Origin of the sequence: Paraburkholderia sp. RAU6.4a, from assembly GCF_050435625.1 — a bacterium.
GTDB classification, from domain to species: Bacteria; Pseudomonadota; Gammaproteobacteria; order Burkholderiales; family Burkholderiaceae; genus Paraburkholderia; species Paraburkholderia tuberum.
In genome coordinates, this window is sequence record NZ_JBNDKQ010000002.1 from 1,953,251 (window position 1) to 1,974,583 (window position 21,333).

Genomic DNA, 21,333 nt, shown 5'->3' on the forward strand with positions numbered 1-21,333 from the left:
TGACCGCCCCTATCCCGATCGCGGCGACGCGTTCAATCGTCCGGCTCTTTGCGCGCGTAACCGTCCCGCACCTGCGCATGCTGGCTGATGTACGTGCCCAAACCCCGGCCCCGCCGCGCGAGACGCTTCAGCACCGCGACATGTTCGGCGCCGACACTCGCCTCTGTGTACCAATACACGACGCCCGGCCGAAAGCGCACCTTGATTAAATCGTCGCCGATTTCGTAAGCGTCGACACCCGAGTCGCCGCTGAGATTGCGGTAGCGCTCCATTCTCGATCGCCCTCCTTGCGCAAAGCCATTAGCAGCTTTTATTCCGCTAAGCATGCTGTCAGCGGACCGCCGCGCGCCGCGTTCGATGTAGTATCGCAGGCACCTGGTTTTTATCGCTTGTGCGGCACCTCATGAGAATTCTCGGCATCGACCCCGGCCTGCGCGTGACCGGCTTCGGGGTGATCGAACAACACGGCCACACACTGAGCTACGTCGCGAGCGGCGTGATCCGCACCGCCGACGCCGATCTGCCGTCGCGGCTCGGCACCATCTTCGCGGGCATCTCGACGCTGATCCGCGAGCACGCGCCGGATCAGGCGGCCATCGAAAAAGTCTTCGTCAACGTCAATCCGCAGTCGACGCTGCTGCTCGGCCAGGCGCGCGGCGCCGCGATCTGCGGGCTCGTCGCGGGCGGCGTGCCGGTCGCCGAATACACCGCGCTGCAGCTGAAGCAGTCGGTGGTCGGCTATGGCCGCGCGACCAAGGAGCAAATGCAGCAGATGGTCGTGCGGCTGCTGAGCCTGGCGGGCGTGCCCGGCACCGACGCCGCCGACGCGCTCGGCATGGCCATCTGCCACGCGCACGGCGGCTCGACGCTGAGCACGCTCGGCGGCATCGCACCGGCGCTCGCGAAGAAGGGGTTGCGCGTGCGGCGCGGGCGTCTGGTGGGCTAGCGCAACTATGCCCCGCGCCGCCGATCCGCTGCGCTACACTCGCGCTTTCCCATCCGACTCTGAAAACTAATCCGCCATGATCGGTCGCATTGCCGGCGTTCTGCTGGAAAAAAATCCGCCGCATCTGCTCGTCGACTGCAACGGCGTCGGCTATGAAGTGGACGTGCCGATGAGCACCTTCTACAACCTGCCGTCGACCGGCGAGCGCATCGTGCTGCTCACGCAGATGATCGTTCGCGAGGACGCGCATCTGCTGTACGGCTTCGGCACCGCGCAGGAACGCTCGACGTTCCGCGAGCTGCTGAAGATTTCCGGCATCGGCGCGCGCATGGCGCTCGCGGTGCTGTCGGGCATGAGCGTCGCGGAGCTCGCGCAGACGGTCACGATGCAGGACTCCGCGCGCCTCACGCGTGTACCGGGCATCGGCAAGAAGACCGCCGAGCGGCTGCTGCTCGAACTGAAGGGCAAGCTCGGCGCCGACCTCGGCGCGATGGCGGGCGCCGCGTCGCCATCCGACCACGCCTCCGACATCCTCAATGCGCTGCTCGCGCTCGGCTACTCGGAAAAAGAAGCGCTCGCGGCAATCAAGAACGTGCCGGCCGGTACGGGCGTGTCCGAGGGCATCAAGCTCGCGTTGAAGGCGCTGTCGAAGGGCTAAGCGCCAAGCCGCGCGCGGTACAATGACCGCATGATCGAAACCGACAAACTCGCCGCCGAGCGCATCATCGCGGCCACGCCCGTGTCGCCGAACGAAGAAGCGTTCGAGCGCGCGCTGCGCCCGCGTCAGCTCGACGAATATGTCGGGCAGGAGAAAGTGCGCGGCCAGCTCGAAATCTTCATCGAGGCCGCGAGGCGCCGTTCCGAATCGCTGGACCACGTGCTGCTGTTCGGGCCGCCGGGCCTCGGCAAGACCACGCTCGCGCACATCATCGCGCGCGAGATGGGCGTCAATCTGCGGCAAACGTCGGGGCCGGTGCTCGAACGCGCCGGCGACCTCGCCGCGCTGCTGACCAATCTCGAAGCCAACGACGTTCTTTTCATCGACGAAATCCACCGGCTCTCGCCGGTCGTCGAGGAAATCCTGTATCCAGCGCTCGAGGATTATCAGATCGACATCATGATCGGCGAAGGGCCGGCCGCGCGCAGCGTGAAGCTCGATCTGCAGCCGTTCACGCTGGTCGGCGCGACCACGCGCGCGGGTATGCTGACCAATCCGCTGCGCGACCGCTTCGGCATCGTCGCGCGACTCGAGTTCTATAACGCCGAGGAGCTCACGCGCATCGTCACGCGTTCGGCCGCGCTGCTCGGCGCGCAGATCCATCCGGACGGCGCGTTCGAAATCGCCCGTCGCGCGCGCGGCACGCCGCGTATCGCGAACCGCTTGCTGCGGCGCGTGCGCGACTTCGCCGAAGTGAAGGCCGACGGCAACATCACCGCGCAGGTGGCCGACGCCGCGCTCAGCATGCTCGACGTCGACGCGGTCGGCTTCGACCTGATGGACCGCAAGCTGCTCGAAGCGATCCTGCACAAGTTCGACGGTGGCCCGGTCGGTGTCGACAACCTCGCCGCGGCGATCGGCGAGGAGCGCGACACGATCGAAGACGTGCTCGAGCCGTATCTGATCCAGCAGGGCTTCCTGCAGCGCACGCCACGCGGCCGCATCGCCACGCTGCTCACGTACCGGCATTTCGGACTGGCCGCGCCGGATTCGGCGAGCGCGCGGCCGGGTCTGTGGGATTCCACGAACTGAGTCACGCGACGAGGCCGACCAGGATGTCAGACCAGACCCAGCAACCCGGCCCTTCCAACCGTTCACCTGTCAATCCCGCCGGCGACCCGTCCGGCAATGTCACGCAGCGCCTCACCCACCGCCTGCGCTCGAAGCTCGCCGCCGGCGTCACGCATCTGACGACCGGCAGCGGACCGGTGCTCGACTACTCGTCGCCGCCGGGCGACCCCGGTCTGTTCGGGCCGGACTCCGTCTGCTGGAAGGTCCACGCCGACTTCACGTCGATGATGACCGGCGGCATCAGCGCGCTGCTGCTTCAGGCGCTGCATCCGCTCGCGCTCGCGGGCGTTTGGGATCACTCGAGCTTTCGCACCGACATCCTGGGCCGGCTGCGTCGCACGGCGACGTTCATCGCCGGCACAACGTACGGCAGCAAGAACGATGCGCTCGCGCTGATCGAGCGCGTGAAGCGCATTCATCTCGACGTGACCGGCGTCGCACCGGACGGCCAGTCGTATCGCGCGAGCGAGCCCGCGCTGCTGACGTGGGTGCACGTCGCGGAAGTGTCGAGCTTCATGACCGCGCACCTGCGCTATGTGAATCCGGTGCTGTCCGTCGCGGCGCAGGATCAATACTTCGCGGAAACCGCGCGCATCGCGGAAATGCTCGGCGCCGTCGATATTCCGCGCTCGCGCGCCGAGATCGAGGCGTACCTGCTCGCGATGCGGCCCGCGCTCGTCGCGAGCGAGCGCACGCGCGAAGTCGTGAGTATTCTGATGAACGCGCCGGCACCGAGCTTCGCGATGCGGCCCGCTGGCACGCTAATGCTCAACGCGGGGGTCGATCTGTTGCCCGACTGGGCGCAGACGATGCTCGGCTTGAATCGCCACGCGGCGCTGCGTCGAACCTTCGCGCGGCCTGGCGTGCGGGTCGTCGCGCCGGTGATCCGCTGGGCGCTGGTCAATGGAGTATCGAAGCGGGCTCGGCGCCGCGCGGCGGCGGCGGTGCGGGAGCAGGATTGATTGCGGCACGCGTCTCGGGCCATTGCCCGCCTTTGCTTACCGCCCCGGTCCCTTCCTGAAACCATCATCGTCGGCGCTGCCCGCGTCGAGATGCGTTACGTCCGCCCACGACACGATCGTCGCGCGACCGTCCCCGTAATCCACGACGTTCAGGCTGGTGTTCAGCAGCGGGTAGTCGCGCGGTGCTTCGAGCCGCATGCCGGTTGCAAAGCGGCGCACGCAGTCGAGCACGCCGCCATGCGTGACACAGGCGATGCGCCCGCCCGGATGCGCGGCGACGAGCGGCTCGATCGCATGCACGATGCGGTGGTAGAACACGCGGTGCGACTCGCCCTCGGGCGGCGCAAAGCCGGGATCGCGGGTTTGCCACTGCGCGTATTCGTCGGGGAAACGCAGCGCGATCTCGTCGCTGTCATGGCCCTGGAACGCGCCGTACGAGCGCTCGCGCAAGTTCTCGCGCGACTGCAGCGGCAGGCCGAGCGCCTCGCCGATCGGCTGCGCGGTCTGCTGCGCGCGCTGCAAGTCGCTCGAATAGATCGCGTCGAGCCGCGCGCCCTGCTTCGCCTCGTCGGCGAGGCGCTGCGCGAGACGTCGCGCCTGCGCGACGCCGGTCGTCGCAAGCGGAATGTCGATGTGGCCTTGAATGCGCTTGATGCGGTTCCAGTCGGTCTCGCCGTGCCGGATAAACAGGATCTGCGTCGTCATGAGAGAGAGGTGCCGTTCGCGGTTGTGTCGAGCGACTATTGTCGCAAAAAGCAGCGGCACGGCTCGCCTGCGGCGACGGCGTGCTCGAACGTTTGCGTTCTTTTACGCGTTGGTCTGCAACCAGAACGTGACCGGCCCGTCGTTGACGAGCGACACCTGCATATCCGCGCCGAACTCGCCAGTCTCGACGATCGGATGCTTCGCGCGCGCGGCCGCGACGAAGTAGTCGAACAGGCGCTTGCCCTCGTCGGGCGGCGCGGCCGGCGTGAAGCTCGGGCGCAGGCCGCTGTTGGTATCGGCCGCGAGCGTGAACTGCGACACGAGCAGCAGGCCGCCCGCGCGTCCGGCGCCGTCGAGATTCTGCACCGACAGGTTCATCTTGCCGGCCGCGTCGCTGAACACGCGGTAACCGAGCACCTTGGCGAGCAGCTTGTCGGCCGTGGCCTCGGTGTCGCCACGCTCCGCGCAGACGAGCGCGAGCAGGCCCGCGTCGATCGCGCCGGTCACGCGATCGGCGACGCGCACTTCGGCGCACCGCACGCGTTGGATCAGCGCGATCACGCCGTCAGCGTCACGCGCGCGAAACGGCGCTTGCCGACCTGCACGACGTACTCGCCCGCTTCGACCTTCAGGCCCTTGTCGGACACCGCGGCGCCGTCGATCTTCACGCCGCCTTGCTCGATATTGCGCAGCGCCTCGCTCGTCGACGGTACGAGGTTCGCCTGCTTCAGCAACTGGCCGATCGCGAGCGGTGCGCCCGCGAGCGTCACGGCCGGGATGTCGTCGGGCACGCCGCCCTTCGCGCGATGGTTGAAGTCCTCGAGCGCGCGTTCGGCGTCCGCCTGCGAGTGGAAACGCGCGACGATTTCCTGGCCGAGCATCACCTTGAAATCGCGCGGATTACGGCCCGCGTCGGCTTCACTCTTGAAGCCGGCGATCTCATCCATCGGACGGAACGACAGCAGTTCGAAGTAACGCCACATCAGCGTGTCGGAGATGCTCATCAGCTTGCCGAACATGTCGGTCGGCTTTTCGCTGATGCCGATGTAGTTGTTCTTCGACTTCGACATCTTCTCGACGCCGTCGAGCCCTTCGAGCAGCGGCATCGTCAGGATGCACTGCTGCTCCTGGCCGTACTGCTTCTGCAACTCGCGACCCACCAGCAGGTTGAACTTCTGATCCGTGCCGCCGAGCTCCAGGTCCGCGTTCAGCGCGACCGAGTCGTAGCCCTGCATCAGCGGGTACAGGAATTCGTGGATCGAGATCGGCACGCCGCCCTGGAAGCGCTTCGTGAAGTCCTCGCGCTCGAGAATGCGTGCGACCGTGTAGCGCGACGCAAGCTTGATCATGCCGTCGGCGCCTAGCGGCATCGACCATTCGCTGTTGTAGCGAATCTCGGTCTTGTCGCGATCGAGCACCAGCGCGGCTTGCTCGAAATAGGTCTTCGCGTTCGATTCGATCTGCTCGCGCGTAAGCGGCGGGCGGGTCGCGTTACGCCCGGACGGATCGCCGATCAGCGACGTGAAGTCGCCGATCAGGAAAATCACCGTGTGGCCGAGGTCCTGCAACTGGCGCATCTTGTTCAGCACGACCGTGTGGCCGATGTGGATGTCGGGTGCAGTCGGATCGAGCCCGAGCTTGATGCGCAGCGGCTTGGCCGTCGCCGCGCTGCGCGCGAGCTTTTGCGCGAATTCGTCTTCGATCAGCAGTTCGTCGACGCCGCGCCTGGTCACGGCGAGCGCGTGACGGACTTCGTCGGTGATCGGGAAGGCGGAAGCGGGATTGGGCTGGGTGGACTCGGTGCTCATGCTGGAAACGTGAAGTCGCGAAAAAACAGGATTGTCCCATAGATGCGCGCCGCCGCGCCCTCTCACGCGCCCCGCACGGCCCCGCGACGGGCCAATTCGTTGCGGCTCGCGTCGCCTTCGCCGTTTGCGCCGATAATCTGCTACAACGAATCGGAATGAACATCGACAGGAGCAGCGACGTGGCGCAAGATCCCGCAGACGGCATCTATTTCGGACTGATGTCGGGAACCAGCATGGACGGTGTGGACGGCGTGGCCGTCCGGTTTGCCAATGGGAAGCCGCCCGAGGTGCTGGCCGAAGCGTTCGTCGGCTTTTCGGCCGGCATCCGCGAAGCGCTGTTCGCGCTGCAACAGCCGGGGGACAACGAGATCGAGCGCGAGGCGCTCGCCGCCAACGCGCTCGCGACGCGCTACACGGTGTGCTGCCACGATCTGCTGCGCGACAGCCGCGTATCGGCCGATGACGTCCGTGCGATCGGCGTGCATGGGCAGACCGTGCGGCATCGGCCGGAAAAGGGGTATACGCGACAGATCAACAACCCGGCGCTGCTCGCGGAAATGCTGCATATCGACGTGGTCGCCGATTTCCGCAGCCGCGATGTCGCGGCAGGCGGCCAGGGCGCGCCGCTCGTGCCCGCTTTTCACGCGACGATCTTCGGTGCGAAGGACGAAACGCGCGTCGTCTGCAATCTTGGCGGAATCAGCAACATCACGATCCTGAACGCGACCGGCGGCGTGCGCGGCTTCGACTGCGGCCCGGCGAACGCGCTGCTCGACGCATGGGCCGAGCGCCAGCTCGGCAAGCCATTCGACGAAAACGGTCATTTCGCGGCGAGTGGCCAGGTCGATCGCAAGCTGCTGAACGCGTTGCTCGACGAACCATTCTTCGCAGAGCAGCCGCCCAAGAGCACCGGCCGCGATCTGTTCAACACCGCATGGCTCGATGCGAAGCTCGAGCCGTTCTCCGCGCTCGCACCAGCCGACGTACAGGCGACGCTCGTCGCGCTGACCGCGGTGACGGTCGCGCGCGAGATTGAGCGGCATGCATCCGATGCGCGGGCCGTGTACCTGTGCGGCGGCGGCGCGCGCAATCCGGAGATCATGAAGGCGTTGCAGCAGGCGCTCGAAGACAGTGGTGTAAGCGGCGTGCCCGTGATGACGACCGACGCGCTCGGCGTGCCGCCGAGCCAGGTCGAGCCGCTCGCGTTCGCGTGGCTCGCGATGCGCTGCATCGCGCGTCTGCCGGGCAGTCTGCCAAGCGTGACCGGGGCATCCGCGGAGCGGGTGTTGGGGGCTATTTACCCGCGCTGAGAAAAGGCAGATGCGAACAAACCCACGCCTCTTGATGTCGCGGGTTGCCTCTGCGGCGCGAAAACAATAAAAAAAACGGCGCCGAGGCGCCGTTTTCACTGTGGCACGAAGAGCCTGTCCGCTCAGACCGAGAACGACGAACCGCAACCGCAGGTCGTGCTCGCGTTCGGGTTTTTGATGACGAACTGCGCGCCGTTGATGTCGTCCTTGTAGTCGATCTCTGCGCCGACCAGGTACTGGTAGCTCATCGAGTCGATCAGCAGCTGGACGCCGCTCTTGTTCATCACGGTGTCGTCTTCGTTGATCGCTTCATCAAACGTGAAGCCGTACTGGAAGCCCGAGCAGCCGCCGCCCTGCACGAACACGCGCAGCTTGAGCTCCGGGTTGCCTTCCTCATCGATCAGTTGCTTGACCTTGTCAGCCGCTGCGTCGGTGAAGACGAAGGGGGCCGGCATCTCGGTCACGGGGGTGTCGGTGACTGCGTTCATTCGAACTCTCCAAATAGCTTTAGCCGATATTGTAGGGCTGTTCCGGATATCGTGCTGAAGCCCACAAAATCAATGGGTTCTTGCTGCAAGGTCGATGCAAGGCGAGCCGATGCCGCTTGAGCGAACGAGACCGGCCGGTGAACCATAAAAAAAGCCGCCTTCGCGCGTGGCGTTGGCGGCTTTTGCTGCAAACCGGCGTGAAGGCCGGTTCGCGCCCGAAACGATTAACGCTTCGAGAACTGCTTGCGGCGACGCGCCTTGTGGAAGCCGACCTTCTTACGTTCGACTTCACGAGCGTCACGCGTGACGAAGCCAGCCTTCGACAGTTCCGGCTTCAGCGTTGCGTCATAGTCCATCAGCGCGCGGGTGATGCCGTGGCGAACCGCACCTGCTTGACCCGTTTCACCGCCGCCGGTCACGTTGACCTTGATGTCGAACGTGACACCGTGGTTCGTGAGTTCCAGCGGCTGACGCACGATCATCAGCGACGTTTCGCGCGAGAAGTAGTCGGCGATGGGCTTGCCGTTCACAACGATGTCGCCCTTGCCTGCCTTGATGAACACGCGAGCGACGGCACTCTTGCGGCGGCCCGTGCCGTAATTCCAGTTACCGATCATGTGGGCTCCCTTTAGATCTCGATCTCGAGCGCCTTCGGCTGTTGTGCCGAATGCGGATGCGTTGCGTCAGCGTAGACCTTCAGCTTCTTGATCATCGCGTAGCCGAGCGGACCCTTCGGCAGCATGCCCTTGACCGCTTTCTCGAGCGCACGGCCCGGGAAGCGTTCCTGCATCTTGCCGAACGTCGTTTCATAGATACCGCCCGGGTAGCCCGAGTGACGGTAGTACTTCTTGTCGGTAACCTTGTTGCCCGTGACCTTCAGCTTGCCGGCGTTGATGACGATGATGAAATCACCGGTGTCGACGTGGGGAGTGAATTCAGGCTTGTGCTTGCCGCGAAGACGGTGTGCCACTTCGCTGGCGACACGCCCGAGAACCTTATCCGTCGCGTCAATCACGTACCATTCGCGCGTCACCTCATGGGCTTTTGCGGAAAACGTCTTCATGATCGATCCAAAAAAATTGCTGCGCCCAATGTGTTCTTTCCTGCTTGTAGTGTGCGCATCGAGGCGCGTGCAGGCTCTCCCTGGTTCTTCTTCCGCGGGCGCGGATGCGGAAAAGCCCTGAATTATAAAGGAATTTGTGCTGGCAAGTCAAAACGTGCGATGCGCTCGCCGCGAGCGGCCAGGAAACGGGGCGAAACGCCTGACAAACGGGGCGAAAAAAAACCCGAACGAGCGGCTCGGGTTTAATCCACCAAAGGAGGAGGTGGAGGAGACAGCGGAGGTTGCAGAACTGCTGCAACGATGAAGTAAATTATAAGAGTCACCCTTGTGCAACGCAAGAAGATTTGCATTGTGAAATTAGTTTTCACAATGTGACAGATTCGAGGCAGGGAGGACATTTGACGAAACTCCTTTTGGCTCAAGCACTAAAGGCCAAAAAATTCGAATCGCATCAGACATGCCTTAGAGTAAGTACCCTAAACTGTCCGAGGAATTCTGGAACCACCCGCCCATTCCGCACCGCAACAAGAAAGCAATCACCGTGCATGGACGCGGGATGCGCTCAGCGTGCGCCAATCGTCAGACGCCGGGCTACAATGCCGTCTCGACAAAGCGATGCGCGGTGGGAGTGACAGCATGGAATGCAAAGTAAGCTGGATGGGACAAGACGGGATGGCGTTCGCGGCCGAGACGGGCAGCGGTCATCTGGTCGCGATGGACGGCGCACCCGAGGGTGGCGGACGCAACCTCGCGCCGCGCCCGATGGAAATGGTGCTGCTCGGCACCGGCGGCTGCACCGCCTACGACGTCGTGATGATCCTGAAGAAGAGCCGCCAGGAGATCGCCGGCTGCTCGGTGACGCTGAAGGCCGAGCGCGCGAGCGAAGATCCGAAGGTGTTCACGAAGATCCACTTCCACTTCACGGTGACGGGCAAGAATCTGAACCCGGCGACCGTCGAGCGCGCGATCAACCTCTCGCACGACAAATACTGCTCGGCGTCGATCATGATCGCGAAGACCGCCGAGCTCACGCATTCGTTCGACATCGTCGCGCTCTGAGCGCGAAAGCGATGGCGGCTACGGCCGCCACCCCGCCCCAAATGAAAAAGCCGGCGTCCCAACGGACGCCGGCTTTTCTTATTCAGCGGCAAAGCAGGCCGATAAGCCGGATTCTGTGCACGCGCCGCGCCCGAAGACTCGACCCGCGTGGCAGCCATTCCTCTAGGCGCGCCATTACTGACGCGCTCAAGCTTCCTACCCGCAGACGAGACGGGGGCCCCGTCCTGCATCGCGAAGATGCGCGCCTGCCTACTTGGAATTGCTCCGGGTGGAGGTTACCGTGCCGGTCTGCCTTGCGACAGCCGCGGTGCGCTCTTACCGCACCGTTTCACCCTTACCTGATCCCGGCTTGCGCCGGGCCATCGGCGGTTTGCTTTCTGTTGCCCTGTTCCGCGTGTCGCCACGGATGGCCGTTAGCCATCACCCTGCCCTGTGGAGTCCGGACTTTCCTCGCCCTCGTTGGCCGAAGCCGTCGAGGCCGCGACTGCCTAGCCTGCTTTGCTGGCGCGAATTTTAACACCGAACTTGGAAGCGCCTAGCGCTTGCGCCGCCCCGTGCGGAACACGGACGTGTCGTCGTAGAACGCCGGCGATTCGTTCTCGGGCCACCAGCCCGGAATGCCGAGCACTGGCAGCGGCGCGAACATCCGGCTCGTCAAAGCGTCGGGGCCGAGCAGCGCCGCGCTGACGGCTTCATCGAGCCATGCGTCGCGCGTCGGGGTGTCCCATTCGAAATACTCTTCCGGAACGTCGACGATCCATGCATGGCCGGTGCAGCCCTTGAACGGCGCGATCAGCTTTTCGAGCAGCGCATGGCCGAAGCACCGCACTTCGCAGCGCCGCCCCCACGCATCGCGCCACGCGGCAAACAGCGTCTGCCACTCGAAGCCGCGTAGCGCGGCGCTCAGCGAAGAATCGGCGCAAGCGAACAGCAGCGCGTTTTCGTCGAAGAGGGTCAGCATGTCGCGCACACCGCCACGCGTCGGGCCGACGCCGAGCACGTCGAGTTCCGCCGACTGGCGCGCGTTCAGCGCCGCCTTGATGCGCGGAAACGCGAACCACATCGAACCGTTGAAGAAGTCGTGCAGATTGTGGCGCGTCGGCACGCAACCGGTCGACGCTATATGCCCCTCGTACGCGGCACCCGGTGGCAGGTCGTTCTGCGCGATGAACGCAAGAGGCTGGCCGCGGCCGGTGGTCTGTTGCATCTGGGCGGCGTCGGCGTTCATCGCGGCGAGAAGGTCCGCGTAGCCGGTCAGCGCGGCTTGCTGCCAACGCTGACCGCGTGTGGCGAATTGCGCGAACCACGGCTTCGACCAGTCGATCGCGGCGAAGCACTGTGGCAGAGGCTCGGGTGCCATGCCGCGCGCAGCTTTGGTCGCCGCGGCTTCATGCGCTACCGCGGAGCCCGCTTTCGCCGCCTTATCAATATTGGCAGCGCGCTGCCCCGCCTCACGCTCCCGCATCTACCGCAGCCTCAAACGAGACGCCAGCCAATCGACTCCCCGCCTCGCAGCGGCACGACCGGCGTATCGCCGGCCGGCAGTTCGGCCGGCAGCGTCCATTCCTCGCGACGCAGCGTGACCTTCTCCGTATTGCGCGGCAGACGGTAGAAGTCCGGACCATGGAAGCTCGCGAAGCCTTCGAGCTTGTCGAGCGCGCCGGCCTTGTCGAATGCTTCGGTATAGAGCTCGAGCGCGTGCAGCGCGGTGTAGCAGCCCGCGCAACCGCACGCGTGTTCCTTCAGCCCCTTCGGATGCGGCGCGCTGTCGGTGCCGAGGAAGAAGCGCGGATCGCCCGAGGTCGCCGCCTCGACCAGCGCGACGCGATGGGTCTCGCGTTTGAGCACCGGCAGGCAGTAGTAATGCGGACGGATGCCGCCCTGGAAAATCGCGTTGCGGTTGTACAGCAGATGGTGCGCGGTGATCGTAGCGCCAAGCAGTTCCGGCGCGACGCCCGCTTCGCGGACGTAGTCGGCCGCGTCCTTCGTCGTGATGTGCTCGAACACGACCTTCAGCGCCGGAAATGCGCGGCGCAGCGGCATCATCACGCGATCGATGAAGACCTTTTCGCGATCGAACAGATCGATGTCCGAATCGGTCACCTCGCCATGCACGAGCAGCGGCATGCCGACTTCCTGCATCACTTCCAGCGTCTTCGCGCACTTCATCAGATCGGTGACGCCCGCGTCGGAGTTCGTCGTCGCGCCCGCCGGGTACAGCTTCACGCCGTGCACGAAGCCGCTCTCGCGCGCGCGGCGGATCTCGTCGGGCGGCGTGTTGTCGGTCAGGTACAGCGTCATCAGCGGCTCGAATTTCGCGCCCTCGGGAATCGCGGCGATGACGCGCTCGCGATATGCCTCCGCCATCGCGGTCGTCGTGACCGGCGGCTTCAGGTTCGGCATGATGATCGCGCGACCGAACTGGCGAGCGGTGTCAGGCAGCACGGCCGCGAGCATCGCGCCGTCGCGCACGTGCAGATGCCAGTCGTCCGGGCGGACCAGTGTGATGGCATCGGGGGAAACGTTGGAAGCAGTCATGGCAGGAATACGAGACTTCGCGCGCCTCGCTGATCGACCGGTCAAACCGCGTTGTAGCGGCCCAAACACATGTCAATTTTGCTATTTGGCGTCTCCGGCTCGGTGATATGCTTGGGAAATCATCATTGTAACGGCTCACTCCGTTCACAGGCTCACCTGCAACATGTGCCAACTTCTCGGAATGAACTGCGCCGCGCCGACGGACGTCACGTTTTCCTTTACCGGCTTTGCGGCGCGTGGCGGCGTCACCGATCACCACGCCGACGGCTGGGGCATCGCTTTCTTTGAAGACAAGGCGTGCCGCTTGTTCATCGATCATCAATCGTCGGCCACGTCGCCGATCGCCGAGATGGTCAAGCGCTACCCGATCAAATCGAAAAACACGATCGCGCACATCCGCAAGGCGACGCAAGGGCACATCCTGCTCGAAAACTGCCACCCGTTCATGCGCGAACTGTGGGGGCGTCACTGGATCTTCGCGCATAACGGCGATCTGCAGGCTTACGCGCCGGAACTGAACGGCGTGTATCAGCCGGTCGGCACGACCGACAGCGAACTCTCGTTCTGCGCGCTGCTGGAAGGTTTGCGTAAGGCTTTTCCGGGCGCGCAGCAGCCGCCGCTTCACGAGCTGTTCGCCGCGCTCGAGACGCTCACGCGTGAAATCACGCAGTACGGCGTGTTCAATTTCCTGATGTCTAACGGCCAGGCCCTGTTCGCGCATTGCTCGACGCATCTGCATTACGTCGTGCGTCGCTGGCCGTTTTCGACCGCGCATCTGGTCGACGCGGACGTATCGATCGATTTCGCCAAATACACGACACCCGAAGACCGCGTTGCAGTCATCGCGACCAAGCCGCTGACCGACAACGAAGTGTGGACCGCGTTCAAGCCCGGCGATCTGCTGATGTTCCAGCATGGCGACGTGATCGGCCGCGCCAATATTCCGGTGCCGCAGTCGGTGCTCGAAAAGCTGCGCAATCCGGCACTCGACGCATCGGCGTCGGCCACGACGATCGCGGCGTCGAACGGCGCGCACGCGGTGGGCACGAGCGCAACCACGCTTTCACCCGACAGCGAAACCGATCTCGAAGCCGCCGATGACACGGCAGCGTTCGAGTCGTAAGCCGCCGCGTGACCCTACGCCTGCGAAACAAAAAGCCGCTCCACGGAGCGGCTTTTTTCGTCCCGCGCGAGCCCCGAAACGAGGCCTGCGCACCCACCCTCAGTGCAGAATCTTCGCGAGAAAATCCTTCGCGCGATCCGACTTCGGATTCGCGAAGAAGTCTTCCTTGCGGTCGTCTTCGACGATCAAACCCTTGTCCATGAAAATCACGCGATGCGCGACCTTCTTCGCGAAGCCCATTTCGTGCGTCACGCACATCATCGTCATGCCTTCCTGCGCGAGTTCGACCATCACGTCGAGCACTTCGTTGATCATCTCCGGATCGAGCGCCGAGGTCGGCTCGTCGAACAGCATCGCGATCGGGTCCATGGAGAGCGCACGCGCAATCGCCACGCGCTGCTGCTGACCACCGGACAGCTGCCCCGGATACTTGTCCGCATGTGCGCGCAGACCGACGCGATCGAGCAGCTTCAGGGCCTTCGCGGTCGCCTCGTCGTTCGAGCGGCCGAGCACCTTGACCTGCGCGAGCGTCAGGTTCTGCACGATCGACAGATGCGGAAACAGTTCGAAGTGCTGGAACACCATGCCGACCTTCGAGCGCAGCTTCGACAGATTGGTTTTCTTGTCGGTCAGTGACTGGCCGTTGATGACGATCTCCCCCTTCTGGAACGGCTCGAGTCCGTTGACGGTCTTGATCAGCGTGGACTTGCCCGAACCGGACGGCCCGCACACCACGACCACTTCGCCCTTTTTGACTTCCGTCGTGCAGTCGGTCAGCACCTGGAAATGGCCGTACCACTTCGAAACATTCTTGATAGAGATCATCTTGCGACCTTTTTCTGAAGACCTTTGACGAGGCTCGACGCGATCACGCAGATCACGAAATAACACGCGCCCGCGAACAGTACCATCTCGACGTTCGTGCCGTCACGATCGCCAATATTCGTAGCCGTGCGGAAGAAGTCGGCGAGGCTGATCACGTAGACGAGCGACGTATCCTGAAACAGCACGATACCCTGCGTGAGCAGCAGCGGCACCATCGCGCGGAACGCCTGCGGCAGCACGATCAGGCGCATCGCCTGCCCATAGGTCATGCCGAGCGCGAACGACGCGTTGACCTGACCACGCGGCACCGCCTGAATGCCAGCGCGGATGATCTCCGAATAATACGCGGCCTCGAACAGCGAGAACGCGACCATCGCCGAGGCGAGCCGGATGTCGATGTCGGCCGACAGACCGAGCACGCTTTGCAGCACCTGCGGCACGATCAGGAAGAACCACAGCAGCACCATCACGAGCGGGATCGAACGGAAGAGCGTCACGTAAGCCTGCGCGAACCATCCGAGCGGCTTGATCGGCGACAGTCGAAACATCGCGAGAATGGTGCCCCAGATGATGCCGAATACGATCGCGATCAGCGTGATCTTGAACGTGATGATCGCGCCGGTCCATAGCGTAGGCAGCGCGCCCGGAATACCGCTCCAGTCGAAATGATGCATCACTTTCCTCCGATATAGCCGGGCAGCCGGGCCTTCACTTCGACCCAGCGCATCAGTTGCATCACGATCAGATTGATCAGCATGTATGCGACCGTGACCGCGATGAACGACTCGTAAGTTTGCGACGTGTAGTCGACGAGCTGGCGCGCCTGCGCGGACAGATCGAGCAGACCGATCGTCGAGGCAACCGCGGAGTTCTTGAAGATGTTCAGAAACTCGGAGGTGAGCGGCGGCACGATGATGCGGTACGCGACCGGCAGCAGCACATAGCGATACGTCTGCCACTGCGTGAGGCCTACCGCCAGACCGGCCGCGCGCTGGCCGCGCGGCAACGCGTTGATGCCCGAGCGCACCTGCTCGCACACGCGCGCGGCGGTGAAGAGGCCCAGACACACGATCGACGATGAGAAGAACTGCGCGCCCGGCGGCAATTGCTTGAACCAGTTGCCGATCGACACGGGCAGCAGCTCCGGTATCACCAGATACCAGATGAAGAACTGCACGATCAGCGGAATGTTACGGAAAATCGCGACGTAGACGGTGCCGACGCCCGACGCCCATTTGTTGGGCACCGTGCGCAGCACACCGAAGAGCGAGCCGACGATCAGCGCGATCACCCATGCCGACAGCGACACGGTGACCGTCACCCGCAGCCCCGAGAACAGCCAGCCCAGATAGGTGGTCGGCTCGCCCGTGGAGACGGGACTCAGCAGAATGCCCCAGTTCCAGTGATATGACATGGCCAAGACTCCGGCAAAAAGAAACGGAAGAAGCGCGTGGCCCCTTCCGTTGCGTTCAGCGTTTCGAAAGTGTCGAAAAAGCAGCTAGGGTTTAGTCGATTGCCTTGTCGTTCGGATTCTTGAACAGCGCACGCATATCGTCGCTCATCGGGAAGTTCAGGTTCAGGCCCTTCGGCGGGATCGGCGATTCGAACCAGCGCTTGTAGATCTGTTCGCCTTCGCCCGACGTTTGCACCTTCGCGATGGCGTCGTCGGCGACCTTCTTGAAGTCGGGGTCGTTCTTGCGCAGCATGCAGCCGTACGCCTCCCGCGATTGCGGCGTGCCGACGATCACGAAATCGCCCGGGTTGCTCGACTTGGCGCGCTCGCCGGCGAGCAGCGCGTCGTCCATCATGAACGCGGCGGCACGGCCCGTCGACAGCGTCAGGAACGATTCGCCGTGATCCTTCGCGCTGATGATGTTCATGCCCATGTTCTTGTCCTGGTTCATCTTGCGAAGCAGGCGCTCGGACGTGGTGCCGGCGGTCGTGACGACCGTCTTGCCCTTCAGGTCCGGGAAGTCCTTGATGCCGGAATCTTTCTTGGTCATCAGGCGCGTGCCGATCACGAAGATCGTGTTCGTGAAGGCGGCCTGTTGCTGACGCTCGAGGTTATTCGTGGTTGAGCCGCACTCGATGTCGACCGTGCCGTTCTGCACGAGCGGAATGCGGTTCTGCGACGTGACCGGCACGAGCTTCACCTTCAGGTTCGGCATGTTCAGCTTCTGCTTGACGGCCTCGACGATCTTCATCGCGTAATCCTGCGAGTAGCCGATCACGTTCTGCTTTTCGTCGTAATAGGAGAACGGGATCGACGATTCGCGATGGCCCAGCGAAATGACGCCCGTATCCTTGATCTTTTTCAGCGTGCCCGAGTCTTGCGCATGCGCGCCAACCGTAAACAGTCCGAGAGTCGCGAGCAGCAGCGCAGCTTTTTTAATCTTCATCTTGATCTCCTTGGCAAGAACCGGCGCCAGTGTAACAAAGTAATTTTTCTGAAAGTATCGCTATTAACCATTCTGTTGCGCGCACGCCGCGATGGGCTTGCAGCGCCGTGGCACGGCCGTTTCGCGCATATGAGAAGGCGGGCGGCATCGATAGGATGCCGCCCGCCGGTCAAACACGCCGTCTTGTGGACCGCGTTGATGCACGAAGTTTCGGCAGTGTGCGCCTCCCGGCCCGGATACCGGGCCGCGTCACCGCCGTTTCAAACAAGATAGGACACGGTCCATCAGGGATACAAGCCGCGCATCTCGCGCGCCTGCAAAATCCGCTTGCACGCGACGATGAACGCAGCCGTGCGCACCGACACGTTCTGCTCGCTCGACACCTGCCACACCGCCGCGAACGCTTCGCGCATCACGCGCTCGAGGCGCTCGTTGATCTCGTCTTCGGTCCAGAAGAAGCTCGAGAAGTCCTGGACCCATTCGAAATATGACACTGTCACACCGCCGGCATTCGCGACCACGTCCGGAATCACGAGGATGCCGCGATCGTGCAGGATGTCGTCCGCCGCCGTGGTGGTCGGGCCGTTCGCGCCCTCGACGATGATCCTGGTCTTGATCTTGCCGGCGTTTTTTTCGGTGATCTGATTTTCCAGCGCCGCCGGAATCAGGATGTCCGACTCGACGGTCCAGAACTCATCACCGGTGATCGCATCGGCTTCGGGGAAACCGCCGACGCCGCCCGTCTTCGCGACGTAGTCGAGCAGCGCGACCGCGTCGATGCCGGTGGACTTGTACACCGAGCCTGTATGGTCCTGCACCGCGACGACCTTCGCGCCCGCCTCCTGGAACAGACGCGCGGCGATGCCGCCGACGTTGCCGAAGCCCTGCACCGCGATACGTGCGCCTTCGATGTCGAAGCCGATGCGGCGAGCCGCTTCGCAGCCCACCACGAACACGCCGCGGCCGGTCGCCTCGCGACGGCCGAGCGAGCCACCGAGCGTGATCGGCTTGCCAGTCACGACGCCGGTGGCCGTCTGGCCCTGATTCATCGAGTACGTGTCCATCATCCACGCCATGATCTGCTCGTTCGTGTTCACGTCCGGCGCGGGGATGTCGGTATTCGGTCCGATGATGATGCCGATCTCGCTCGTGTAGCGGCGCGTCACGCGCTCGAGCTCGCCACGCGACAGCGTGCGCGGATCGACGCGGATGCCGCCCTTCGCGCCGCCGTACGGCACGTTCACCGCCGCATTCTTCACCGACATCCACGCGGACAGCGCCATCACTTCGGATAGCGTAACGTCCTGGTGATAACGCACGCCGCCCTTGCCCGGACCGCGCGACACGTTGTGTTGCACGCGATAACCCTCGAAGTGCGCGACCGTGCCGTTGTCGAGTTCGATGGGCACGTCGACGACGAGAATGCGCTTCGGGCGTTTCAGGGTTTCGAGCCAGCGGGACAGCGAACCGAGATACGGCGCGACGCGGTCGACCTGGCGCAGATAGTTGCCCCAAGGGCCGAGGTCTTCCTTATTGAGGTAGGAGGGAACGGCTTGCAACGTTGAGGCGGCTTGTACCGATTCTGCGGCTTGTTGCTGGGATGACATGAACGCTCCGGCGTTTGATCGAGTACGGGCATTGTGGAAAAACGCCGTATCGAAATCCAATGCCGTTTCCTTATCCCGTTATGTTTTTCTTGCATAACGTTCGCAAAGCCGCAAATTCGCGTCGTCGCGAGGCAGGTTCGAGTTTGAGTTTTATGCCGCGGCTCAGGCGGCGCTCTGCCGGAGTTCCTCCGACACCACGTCCCACAACTGGCGCACGAGAATCTGGCGCGCGTCGTCGCTTTTCGCGGCGAGCTTGTCGCGGTACAGGCGAATCTCCATGCTGAGCGTCAGTTGCCCTTCGGGCGTGCCGCGCGTCGCGCGATCGAGGCGGATCAGCCGGCCTTCGGCCACCGCATCTTCGACCGCGCTATGCGGCAGAAACGCGATGCCGTGACCAGCGAGCGCCATCGCCTTGAGCCCCTCGGCCATGTCGGTTTCGTAGAGCCGGTCGAGGTACAGGCGCTCCGGCGCGTTCGCGAGAATCACCTCGGTCATGCGCCCGAGGTACGCGTTCGGCGTGTACGACAGATACGGCGCGGGCGCCTCGGCCGAGCCTGGCAGCGTGTGACGCGGCCGCCCCGCGCGGGCCGGCGCCGAGAACGGGCTGATCGGCTCGTGGCCGAGCGTCAGCATGTCGTAGCGCGCCGGATCGAGCGCGACCGGATGGCTCGGATGGTGGTAGCCCATCATCAGATCGCAGCCGCCTTCCACCAGCGAGAGCGCCGCGTCGTGCACGTTCAGCGCGCGCAGCCGCGTGTGGATCGGGCCCATCTGCGCCTCGATGCGCTGCAGCCAGCGCGGGAAGTAAGTGAGCGACAGCGTGTGGGGGACCGCGAATTCGATCGTCGCCTGGGGCGTCGCCGTGTGGCCGCGCAGCAGCGCGCGCGCCTCGTGGAATTGCGACAGCATCGCGAGCGCCTGCTCGTTGAACACCTGACCGGCCGCCGTGAGCCGCGTCGGATAAACAGAACGGTCGATCAGTTCCGTGCCGAGCCACGCCTCGAGCGCCTGGATGCGGCGCGAGAAAGCCGGCTGCGTGACGTGGCGCAACTCGGCCGAGCGGCTGAAGCTACGCGTTTCCGCGAGCGAAATGAAGTCTTCGAGCCATTTCAGTTCCATGCGATTGCGCTTGCCGTCGAGAGGGAAGAAGTCTGCATTCTAGCGGCGCGGATTGCGACCGACGCATCCGGGCGGGCACATCGCGTCACAGTGGTAAAATCCACGGTTCCCTCCGTTCCCGACCCGCTCGCTGAGCGCTCAACCCCGCTTCAACCCGGTCCTCATCATGTCCGACACCCGCCCCGACACCCTGTTCGCGCTGAACGCGCTTTCCCCGCTCGACGGCCGCTATGCCGCCAAAACCGAAGCCCTGCGCGACTGGCTCTCGGAAGCCGCCTTCATGCGCAATCGCGTGACGGTCGAAATCCACTGGCTGATCGCGCTGTCGCGCGCCGGCTTCGCTGAAGTGCCGCGCTTCTCCGAGGCGTCCGAGCAATTCCTGCTGCAACTGGCCGAGCGCTTCACCGCGCACGATGCCGCGCGCATCAAGGAAATCGAGCGCGTGACGAACCACGACGTGAAGGCCGTCGAATACTGGTTGAAGGAATCGGTGAAGGGCCATGAAGAACTGGAGCGCGCGAGCGAGTTCATCCACTTCGCGTGCACGTCGGAAGACATCAACAACACGTCGCACGGCCTGATGCTCGCCGGCGCGCGCGAACACGTGGTCCTGCCGGCGCTGCGCTCGGTGCATCAACGCCTCGTTGCGCTCGCGCACGCGCACGCCGCCCAGCCGATGCTGTCGCGCACGCACGGCCAGCCGGCCAGCCCGACCACGCTCGGCAAGGAAATCGCCAACGTCGCCGCGCGGCTCGCGCGTGCGATCGAGCGGATCGCGAAGGTCGAACTGCTCGGCAAGATGAATGGCGCGGTCGGCAACTTCAACGCGCACCTGTCCGCGTATCCGGAGTTCGACTGGGAAGCATTCTCGAAGGACGTCGTCGAGAACCGTCTGAAGCTCGCGTTCAATCCGTACACGACCCAGATCGAGCCGCACGACTACATGGCCGAGCTGTTCGACGCGATCTCGCGCGCGAACACGATCCTGCTGGATCTGGACCGCGACGTGTGGGGCTACATCTCGCTCGGCTACTTCAAGCAGCGCACGAAGGCCGGCGAAATCGGTTCGTCGACGATGCCGCACAAGGTCAACCCGATCGACTTCGAAAACTCGGAAGGCAACCTCGGCCTCGCGAACGCCACGTTGCGTCACCTCGCCGACAAGCTGCCGGTGTCGCGCTGGCAGCGCGACCTGACCGACTCGACGGTGCTGCGCAACATCGGCGTCGCGTTCGGCTACTCGCTGCTCGCGTACGACTCGCTGATCCGCGGCCTCGACAAGCTCGAAGTGAATGCGCAGCGTCTGAACGAAGACCTCGACAACTGCTGGGAAGTGCTGGCCGAGCCGGTGCAGACCGTAATGCGCCGTTACGGCATCGAGAATCCGTACGAGCAGCTGAAGGAGCTCACGCGCGGCAAGGGCATCACGCGCGAGGCGCTGCAGAGCTTCATTGGCGGCCTGGCGATTGCGCAGGACGCGAAGGACCGCCTGCTCGCGATGACGCCCGGCTCGTACATCGGCCGGGCCGTCGAACTGGCGAAGCGGATCGGCTGATCGGCTGGCCCAGCTTCTTCAATGCATAAAAAAGCCG

At 64.0% G+C, this 21,333-nt stretch carries 23 protein-coding genes and 1 other RNA gene; 8 read left to right on the forward strand and 16 right to left on the reverse strand.

All coding sequences use genetic code 11. The features are described 5' to 3' along the window. Positions 1–32: 32 nt before the first annotated feature. The gene (locus OKW40_RS13745; RefSeq protein WP_184058425.1) at positions 33–272 is read right to left on the reverse strand and encodes a hypothetical protein; all 240 of its coding nucleotides are present in this window, start codon (positions 270–272) and stop codon (positions 33–35) included. Positions 273–403: 131 nt separating this feature from the next. Here OKW40_RS13745 and ruvC point away from each other — a divergent pair, with 131 nt between their 5' ends. The 4 genes from ruvC (at position 404) to OKW40_RS13765 (ending at position 3,697) form a co-directional block, all read left to right on the forward strand. Then, positions 404–946: a crossover junction endodeoxyribonuclease RuvC gene (ruvC, locus tag OKW40_RS13750; protein ID WP_090801813.1), complete on the forward strand. Its 543-nt coding sequence runs from the start codon at positions 404–406 to the stop codon at positions 944–946. A gap of 76 nt (positions 947–1,022) precedes the next feature. Further along, on the forward strand, positions 1,023–1,604 hold the full coding sequence (gene ruvA / locus OKW40_RS13755) for a Holliday junction branch migration protein RuvA (RefSeq protein WP_429490200.1): 582 nt from the start codon (positions 1,023–1,025) through the stop codon (positions 1,602–1,604). A gap of 30 nt (positions 1,605–1,634) precedes the next feature. Continuing rightward, complete coding sequence (ruvB, locus tag OKW40_RS13760; RefSeq protein ID WP_429490202.1) at positions 1,635–2,696, forward strand: Holliday junction branch migration DNA helicase RuvB; 1,062 nt, start codon at positions 1,635–1,637, stop codon at positions 2,694–2,696. Positions 2,697–2,719: 23 nt separating this feature from the next. Then, the gene (locus OKW40_RS13765; protein WP_429356138.1) at positions 2,720–3,697 is read left to right on the forward strand and encodes an oxygenase MpaB family protein; all 978 of its coding nucleotides are present in this window, start codon (positions 2,720–2,722) and stop codon (positions 3,695–3,697) included. Between the two features lie 36 nt (positions 3,698–3,733). Here the strand turns inward: OKW40_RS13765 and OKW40_RS13770 are convergent, their stop codons facing one another. From OKW40_RS13770 to tyrS, 3 genes are all read right to left on the reverse strand, one after another. After that, the gene (locus OKW40_RS13770) at positions 3,734–4,402 is read right to left on the reverse strand and encodes a histidine phosphatase family protein (RefSeq protein WP_429408338.1); all 669 of its coding nucleotides are present in this window, start codon (positions 4,400–4,402) and stop codon (positions 3,734–3,736) included. A 102-nt stretch (positions 4,403–4,504) separates the two neighbouring features. Next, positions 4,505–4,963 (reverse strand): D-aminoacyl-tRNA deacylase, encoded by a 459-nt coding sequence (gene dtd, locus OKW40_RS13775; RefSeq protein WP_429490205.1) that lies wholly within the window; start codon positions 4,961–4,963, stop codon positions 4,505–4,507. After that, positions 4,960–6,210: a tyrosine--tRNA ligase gene (gene tyrS, locus OKW40_RS13780; protein WP_184058432.1), complete on the reverse strand. Its 1,251-nt coding sequence runs from the start codon at positions 6,208–6,210 to the stop codon at positions 4,960–4,962. The genes dtd and tyrS overlap by 4 nt, the downstream gene beginning before the upstream one ends. Positions 6,211–6,389: 179 nt before the next feature. On the opposite strand from tyrS, the gene OKW40_RS13785 reads away from it, so the two are divergent. Then, on the forward strand, positions 6,390–7,520 hold the full coding sequence (locus OKW40_RS13785) for an anhydro-N-acetylmuramic acid kinase (protein WP_429356139.1): 1,131 nt from the start codon (positions 6,390–6,392) through the stop codon (positions 7,518–7,520). Between the two features lie 122 nt (positions 7,521–7,642). Here the strand turns inward: OKW40_RS13785 and erpA are convergent, their stop codons facing one another. From erpA to rplM, 3 genes are all read right to left on the reverse strand, one after another. Then, positions 7,643–8,008 carry an iron-sulfur cluster insertion protein ErpA gene (erpA, locus tag OKW40_RS13790; RefSeq protein ID WP_027198818.1) on the reverse strand — a complete coding sequence of 122 codons (366 nt, stop codon included), beginning with the start codon at positions 8,006–8,008 and terminating at the stop codon, positions 7,643–7,645. Between the two features lie 224 nt (positions 8,009–8,232). After that, complete coding sequence (rpsI, locus tag OKW40_RS13795) at positions 8,233–8,625, reverse strand: 30S ribosomal protein S9 (protein ID WP_011489810.1); 393 nt, start codon at positions 8,623–8,625, stop codon at positions 8,233–8,235. Between the two features lie 11 nt (positions 8,626–8,636). Continuing rightward, on the reverse strand, positions 8,637–9,071 hold the full coding sequence (gene rplM / locus OKW40_RS13800; RefSeq protein ID WP_090801822.1) for a 50S ribosomal protein L13: 435 nt from the start codon (positions 9,069–9,071) through the stop codon (positions 8,637–8,639). Between the two features lie 636 nt (positions 9,072–9,707). Here rplM and OKW40_RS13805 point away from each other — a divergent pair. Then, positions 9,708–10,130 carry an OsmC family protein gene (locus tag OKW40_RS13805; protein WP_026226035.1) on the forward strand — a complete coding sequence of 141 codons (423 nt, stop codon included), beginning with the start codon at positions 9,708–9,710 and terminating at the stop codon, positions 10,128–10,130. Between the two features lie 86 nt (positions 10,131–10,216). On the opposite strand, the gene rnpB is transcribed toward OKW40_RS13805, so the two are convergent. From rnpB to pyrC, 3 genes are all read right to left on the reverse strand, one after another. After that, an RNA gene (gene rnpB, locus OKW40_RS13810) (RNase P RNA component class A) lies at positions 10,217–10,630 on the reverse strand. A 35-nt stretch (positions 10,631–10,665) separates the two neighbouring features. Beyond that, on the reverse strand, positions 10,666–11,595 hold the full coding sequence (locus OKW40_RS13815; protein WP_429490207.1) for a DUF3025 domain-containing protein: 930 nt from the start codon (positions 11,593–11,595) through the stop codon (positions 10,666–10,668). Positions 11,596–11,606: 11 nt separating this feature from the next. Beyond that, a complete protein-coding gene (gene pyrC / locus OKW40_RS13820) occupies positions 11,607–12,668 on the reverse strand; it encodes a dihydroorotase (RefSeq protein ID WP_429408332.1) in 1,062 nt (353 codons plus the stop codon). Positions 12,669–12,831: 163 nt separating this feature from the next. Here pyrC and OKW40_RS13825 point away from each other — a divergent pair, with 163 nt between their 5' ends. Then, on the forward strand, positions 12,832–13,791 hold the full coding sequence (locus OKW40_RS13825) for a class II glutamine amidotransferase (protein WP_184050901.1): 960 nt from the start codon (positions 12,832–12,834) through the stop codon (positions 13,789–13,791). Between the two features lie 99 nt (positions 13,792–13,890). Here the strand turns inward: OKW40_RS13825 and OKW40_RS13830 are convergent, their stop codons facing one another. The 6 genes from OKW40_RS13830 to OKW40_RS13855 form a co-directional block, all read right to left on the reverse strand. Next, entirely contained in the window at positions 13,891–14,616 is a 726-nt protein-coding gene (locus OKW40_RS13830) for an amino acid ABC transporter ATP-binding protein (RefSeq protein WP_090801826.1), read from the reverse strand. Continuing rightward, positions 14,613–15,290: a glutamate/aspartate ABC transporter permease GltK gene (gene gltK / locus OKW40_RS13835; protein WP_018421788.1), complete on the reverse strand. Its 678-nt coding sequence runs from the start codon at positions 15,288–15,290 to the stop codon at positions 14,613–14,615. Before gltK ends, OKW40_RS13830 begins: the two co-directional genes overlap by 4 nt. Beyond that, positions 15,290–16,030, reverse strand: coding sequence for an amino acid ABC transporter permease (locus OKW40_RS13840; protein WP_184058438.1), 741 nt, complete (start codon positions 16,028–16,030; stop codon positions 15,290–15,292). Before OKW40_RS13840 ends, gltK begins: the two co-directional genes overlap by 1 nt. A gap of 91 nt (positions 16,031–16,121) precedes the next feature. Further along, positions 16,122–17,015: a glutamate/aspartate ABC transporter substrate-binding protein gene (locus OKW40_RS13845; protein WP_090801828.1), complete on the reverse strand. Its 894-nt coding sequence runs from the start codon at positions 17,013–17,015 to the stop codon at positions 16,122–16,124. Between the two features lie 284 nt (positions 17,016–17,299). Further along, positions 17,300–18,622, reverse strand: a complete 1,323-nt coding sequence (locus OKW40_RS13850) for a Glu/Leu/Phe/Val family dehydrogenase (protein ID WP_184022933.1) — start codon at positions 18,620–18,622, stop codon at positions 17,300–17,302. A 162-nt stretch (positions 18,623–18,784) separates the two neighbouring features. Further along, positions 18,785–19,741 carry a LysR family transcriptional regulator gene (locus tag OKW40_RS13855; protein ID WP_184022932.1) on the reverse strand — a complete coding sequence of 319 codons (957 nt, stop codon included), beginning with the start codon at positions 19,739–19,741 and terminating at the stop codon, positions 18,785–18,787. Between the two features lie 166 nt (positions 19,742–19,907). Here OKW40_RS13855 and purB point away from each other — a divergent pair, with 166 nt between their 5' ends. Continuing rightward, positions 19,908–21,296, forward strand: coding sequence for an adenylosuccinate lyase (gene purB / locus OKW40_RS13860; RefSeq protein WP_429408329.1), 1,389 nt, complete (start codon positions 19,908–19,910; stop codon positions 21,294–21,296). The last annotated feature ends 37 nt before the right edge of the window (positions 21,297–21,333 follow it).

Bases quoted from the DNA above. Each gene is read 5' to 3' on its own strand.
- OKW40_RS13745 (WP_184058425.1), bottom strand. From the start codon at position 272: ATGGAGCGCTACCGCAATCTCAGCGGCGACTCGGGTGTCGACGCTTAC.
- ruvC (WP_090801813.1), top strand. From the start codon at position 404: ATGAGAATTCTCGGCATCGACCCCGGCCTGCGCGTGACCGGCTTCGGG.
- ruvA (WP_429490200.1), top strand. From the start codon at position 1,023: ATGATCGGTCGCATTGCCGGCGTTCTGCTGGAAAAAAATCCGCCGCAT.
- ruvB (WP_429490202.1), top strand. From the start codon at position 1,635: ATGATCGAAACCGACAAACTCGCCGCCGAGCGCATCATCGCGGCCACG.
- OKW40_RS13765 (WP_429356138.1), top strand. From the start codon at position 2,720: ATGTCAGACCAGACCCAGCAACCCGGCCCTTCCAACCGTTCACCTGTC.
- OKW40_RS13770 (WP_429408338.1), bottom strand. From the start codon at position 4,402: ATGACGACGCAGATCCTGTTTATCCGGCACGGCGAGACCGACTGGAAC.
- tyrS (WP_184058432.1), bottom strand. From the start codon at position 6,210: ATGAGCACCGAGTCCACCCAGCCCAATCCCGCTTCCGCCTTCCCGATC.
- erpA (WP_027198818.1), bottom strand. From the start codon at position 8,008: ATGAACGCAGTCACCGACACCCCCGTGACCGAGATGCCGGCCCCCTTC.
- rpsI (WP_011489810.1), bottom strand. From the start codon at position 8,625: ATGATCGGTAACTGGAATTACGGCACGGGCCGCCGCAAGAGTGCCGTC.
- rplM (WP_090801822.1), bottom strand. From the start codon at position 9,071: ATGAAGACGTTTTCCGCAAAAGCCCATGAGGTGACGCGCGAATGGTAC.
- OKW40_RS13805 (WP_026226035.1), top strand. From the start codon at position 9,708: ATGGAATGCAAAGTAAGCTGGATGGGACAAGACGGGATGGCGTTCGCG.
- OKW40_RS13815 (WP_429490207.1), bottom strand. From the start codon at position 11,595: ATGCGGGAGCGTGAGGCGGGGCAGCGCGCTGCCAATATTGATAAGGCG.
- pyrC (WP_429408332.1), bottom strand. From the start codon at position 12,668: ATGACTGCTTCCAACGTTTCCCCCGATGCCATCACACTGGTCCGCCCG.
- OKW40_RS13825 (WP_184050901.1), top strand. From the start codon at position 12,832: ATGTGCCAACTTCTCGGAATGAACTGCGCCGCGCCGACGGACGTCACG.
- OKW40_RS13830 (WP_090801826.1), bottom strand. From the start codon at position 14,616: ATGATCTCTATCAAGAATGTTTCGAAGTGGTACGGCCATTTCCAGGTG.
- gltK (WP_018421788.1), bottom strand. From the start codon at position 15,290: ATGCATCATTTCGACTGGAGCGGTATTCCGGGCGCGCTGCCTACGCTA.
- OKW40_RS13840 (WP_184058438.1), bottom strand. From the start codon at position 16,030: ATGTCATATCACTGGAACTGGGGCATTCTGCTGAGTCCCGTCTCCACG.
- OKW40_RS13845 (WP_090801828.1), bottom strand. From the start codon at position 17,015: ATGAAGATTAAAAAAGCTGCGCTGCTGCTCGCGACTCTCGGACTGTTT.
- OKW40_RS13850 (WP_184022933.1), bottom strand. From the start codon at position 18,622: ATGTCATCCCAGCAACAAGCCGCAGAATCGGTACAAGCCGCCTCAACG.
- OKW40_RS13855 (WP_184022932.1), bottom strand. From the start codon at position 19,741: ATGGAACTGAAATGGCTCGAAGACTTCATTTCGCTCGCGGAAACGCGT.
- purB (WP_429408329.1), top strand. From the start codon at position 19,908: ATGTCCGACACCCGCCCCGACACCCTGTTCGCGCTGAACGCGCTTTCC.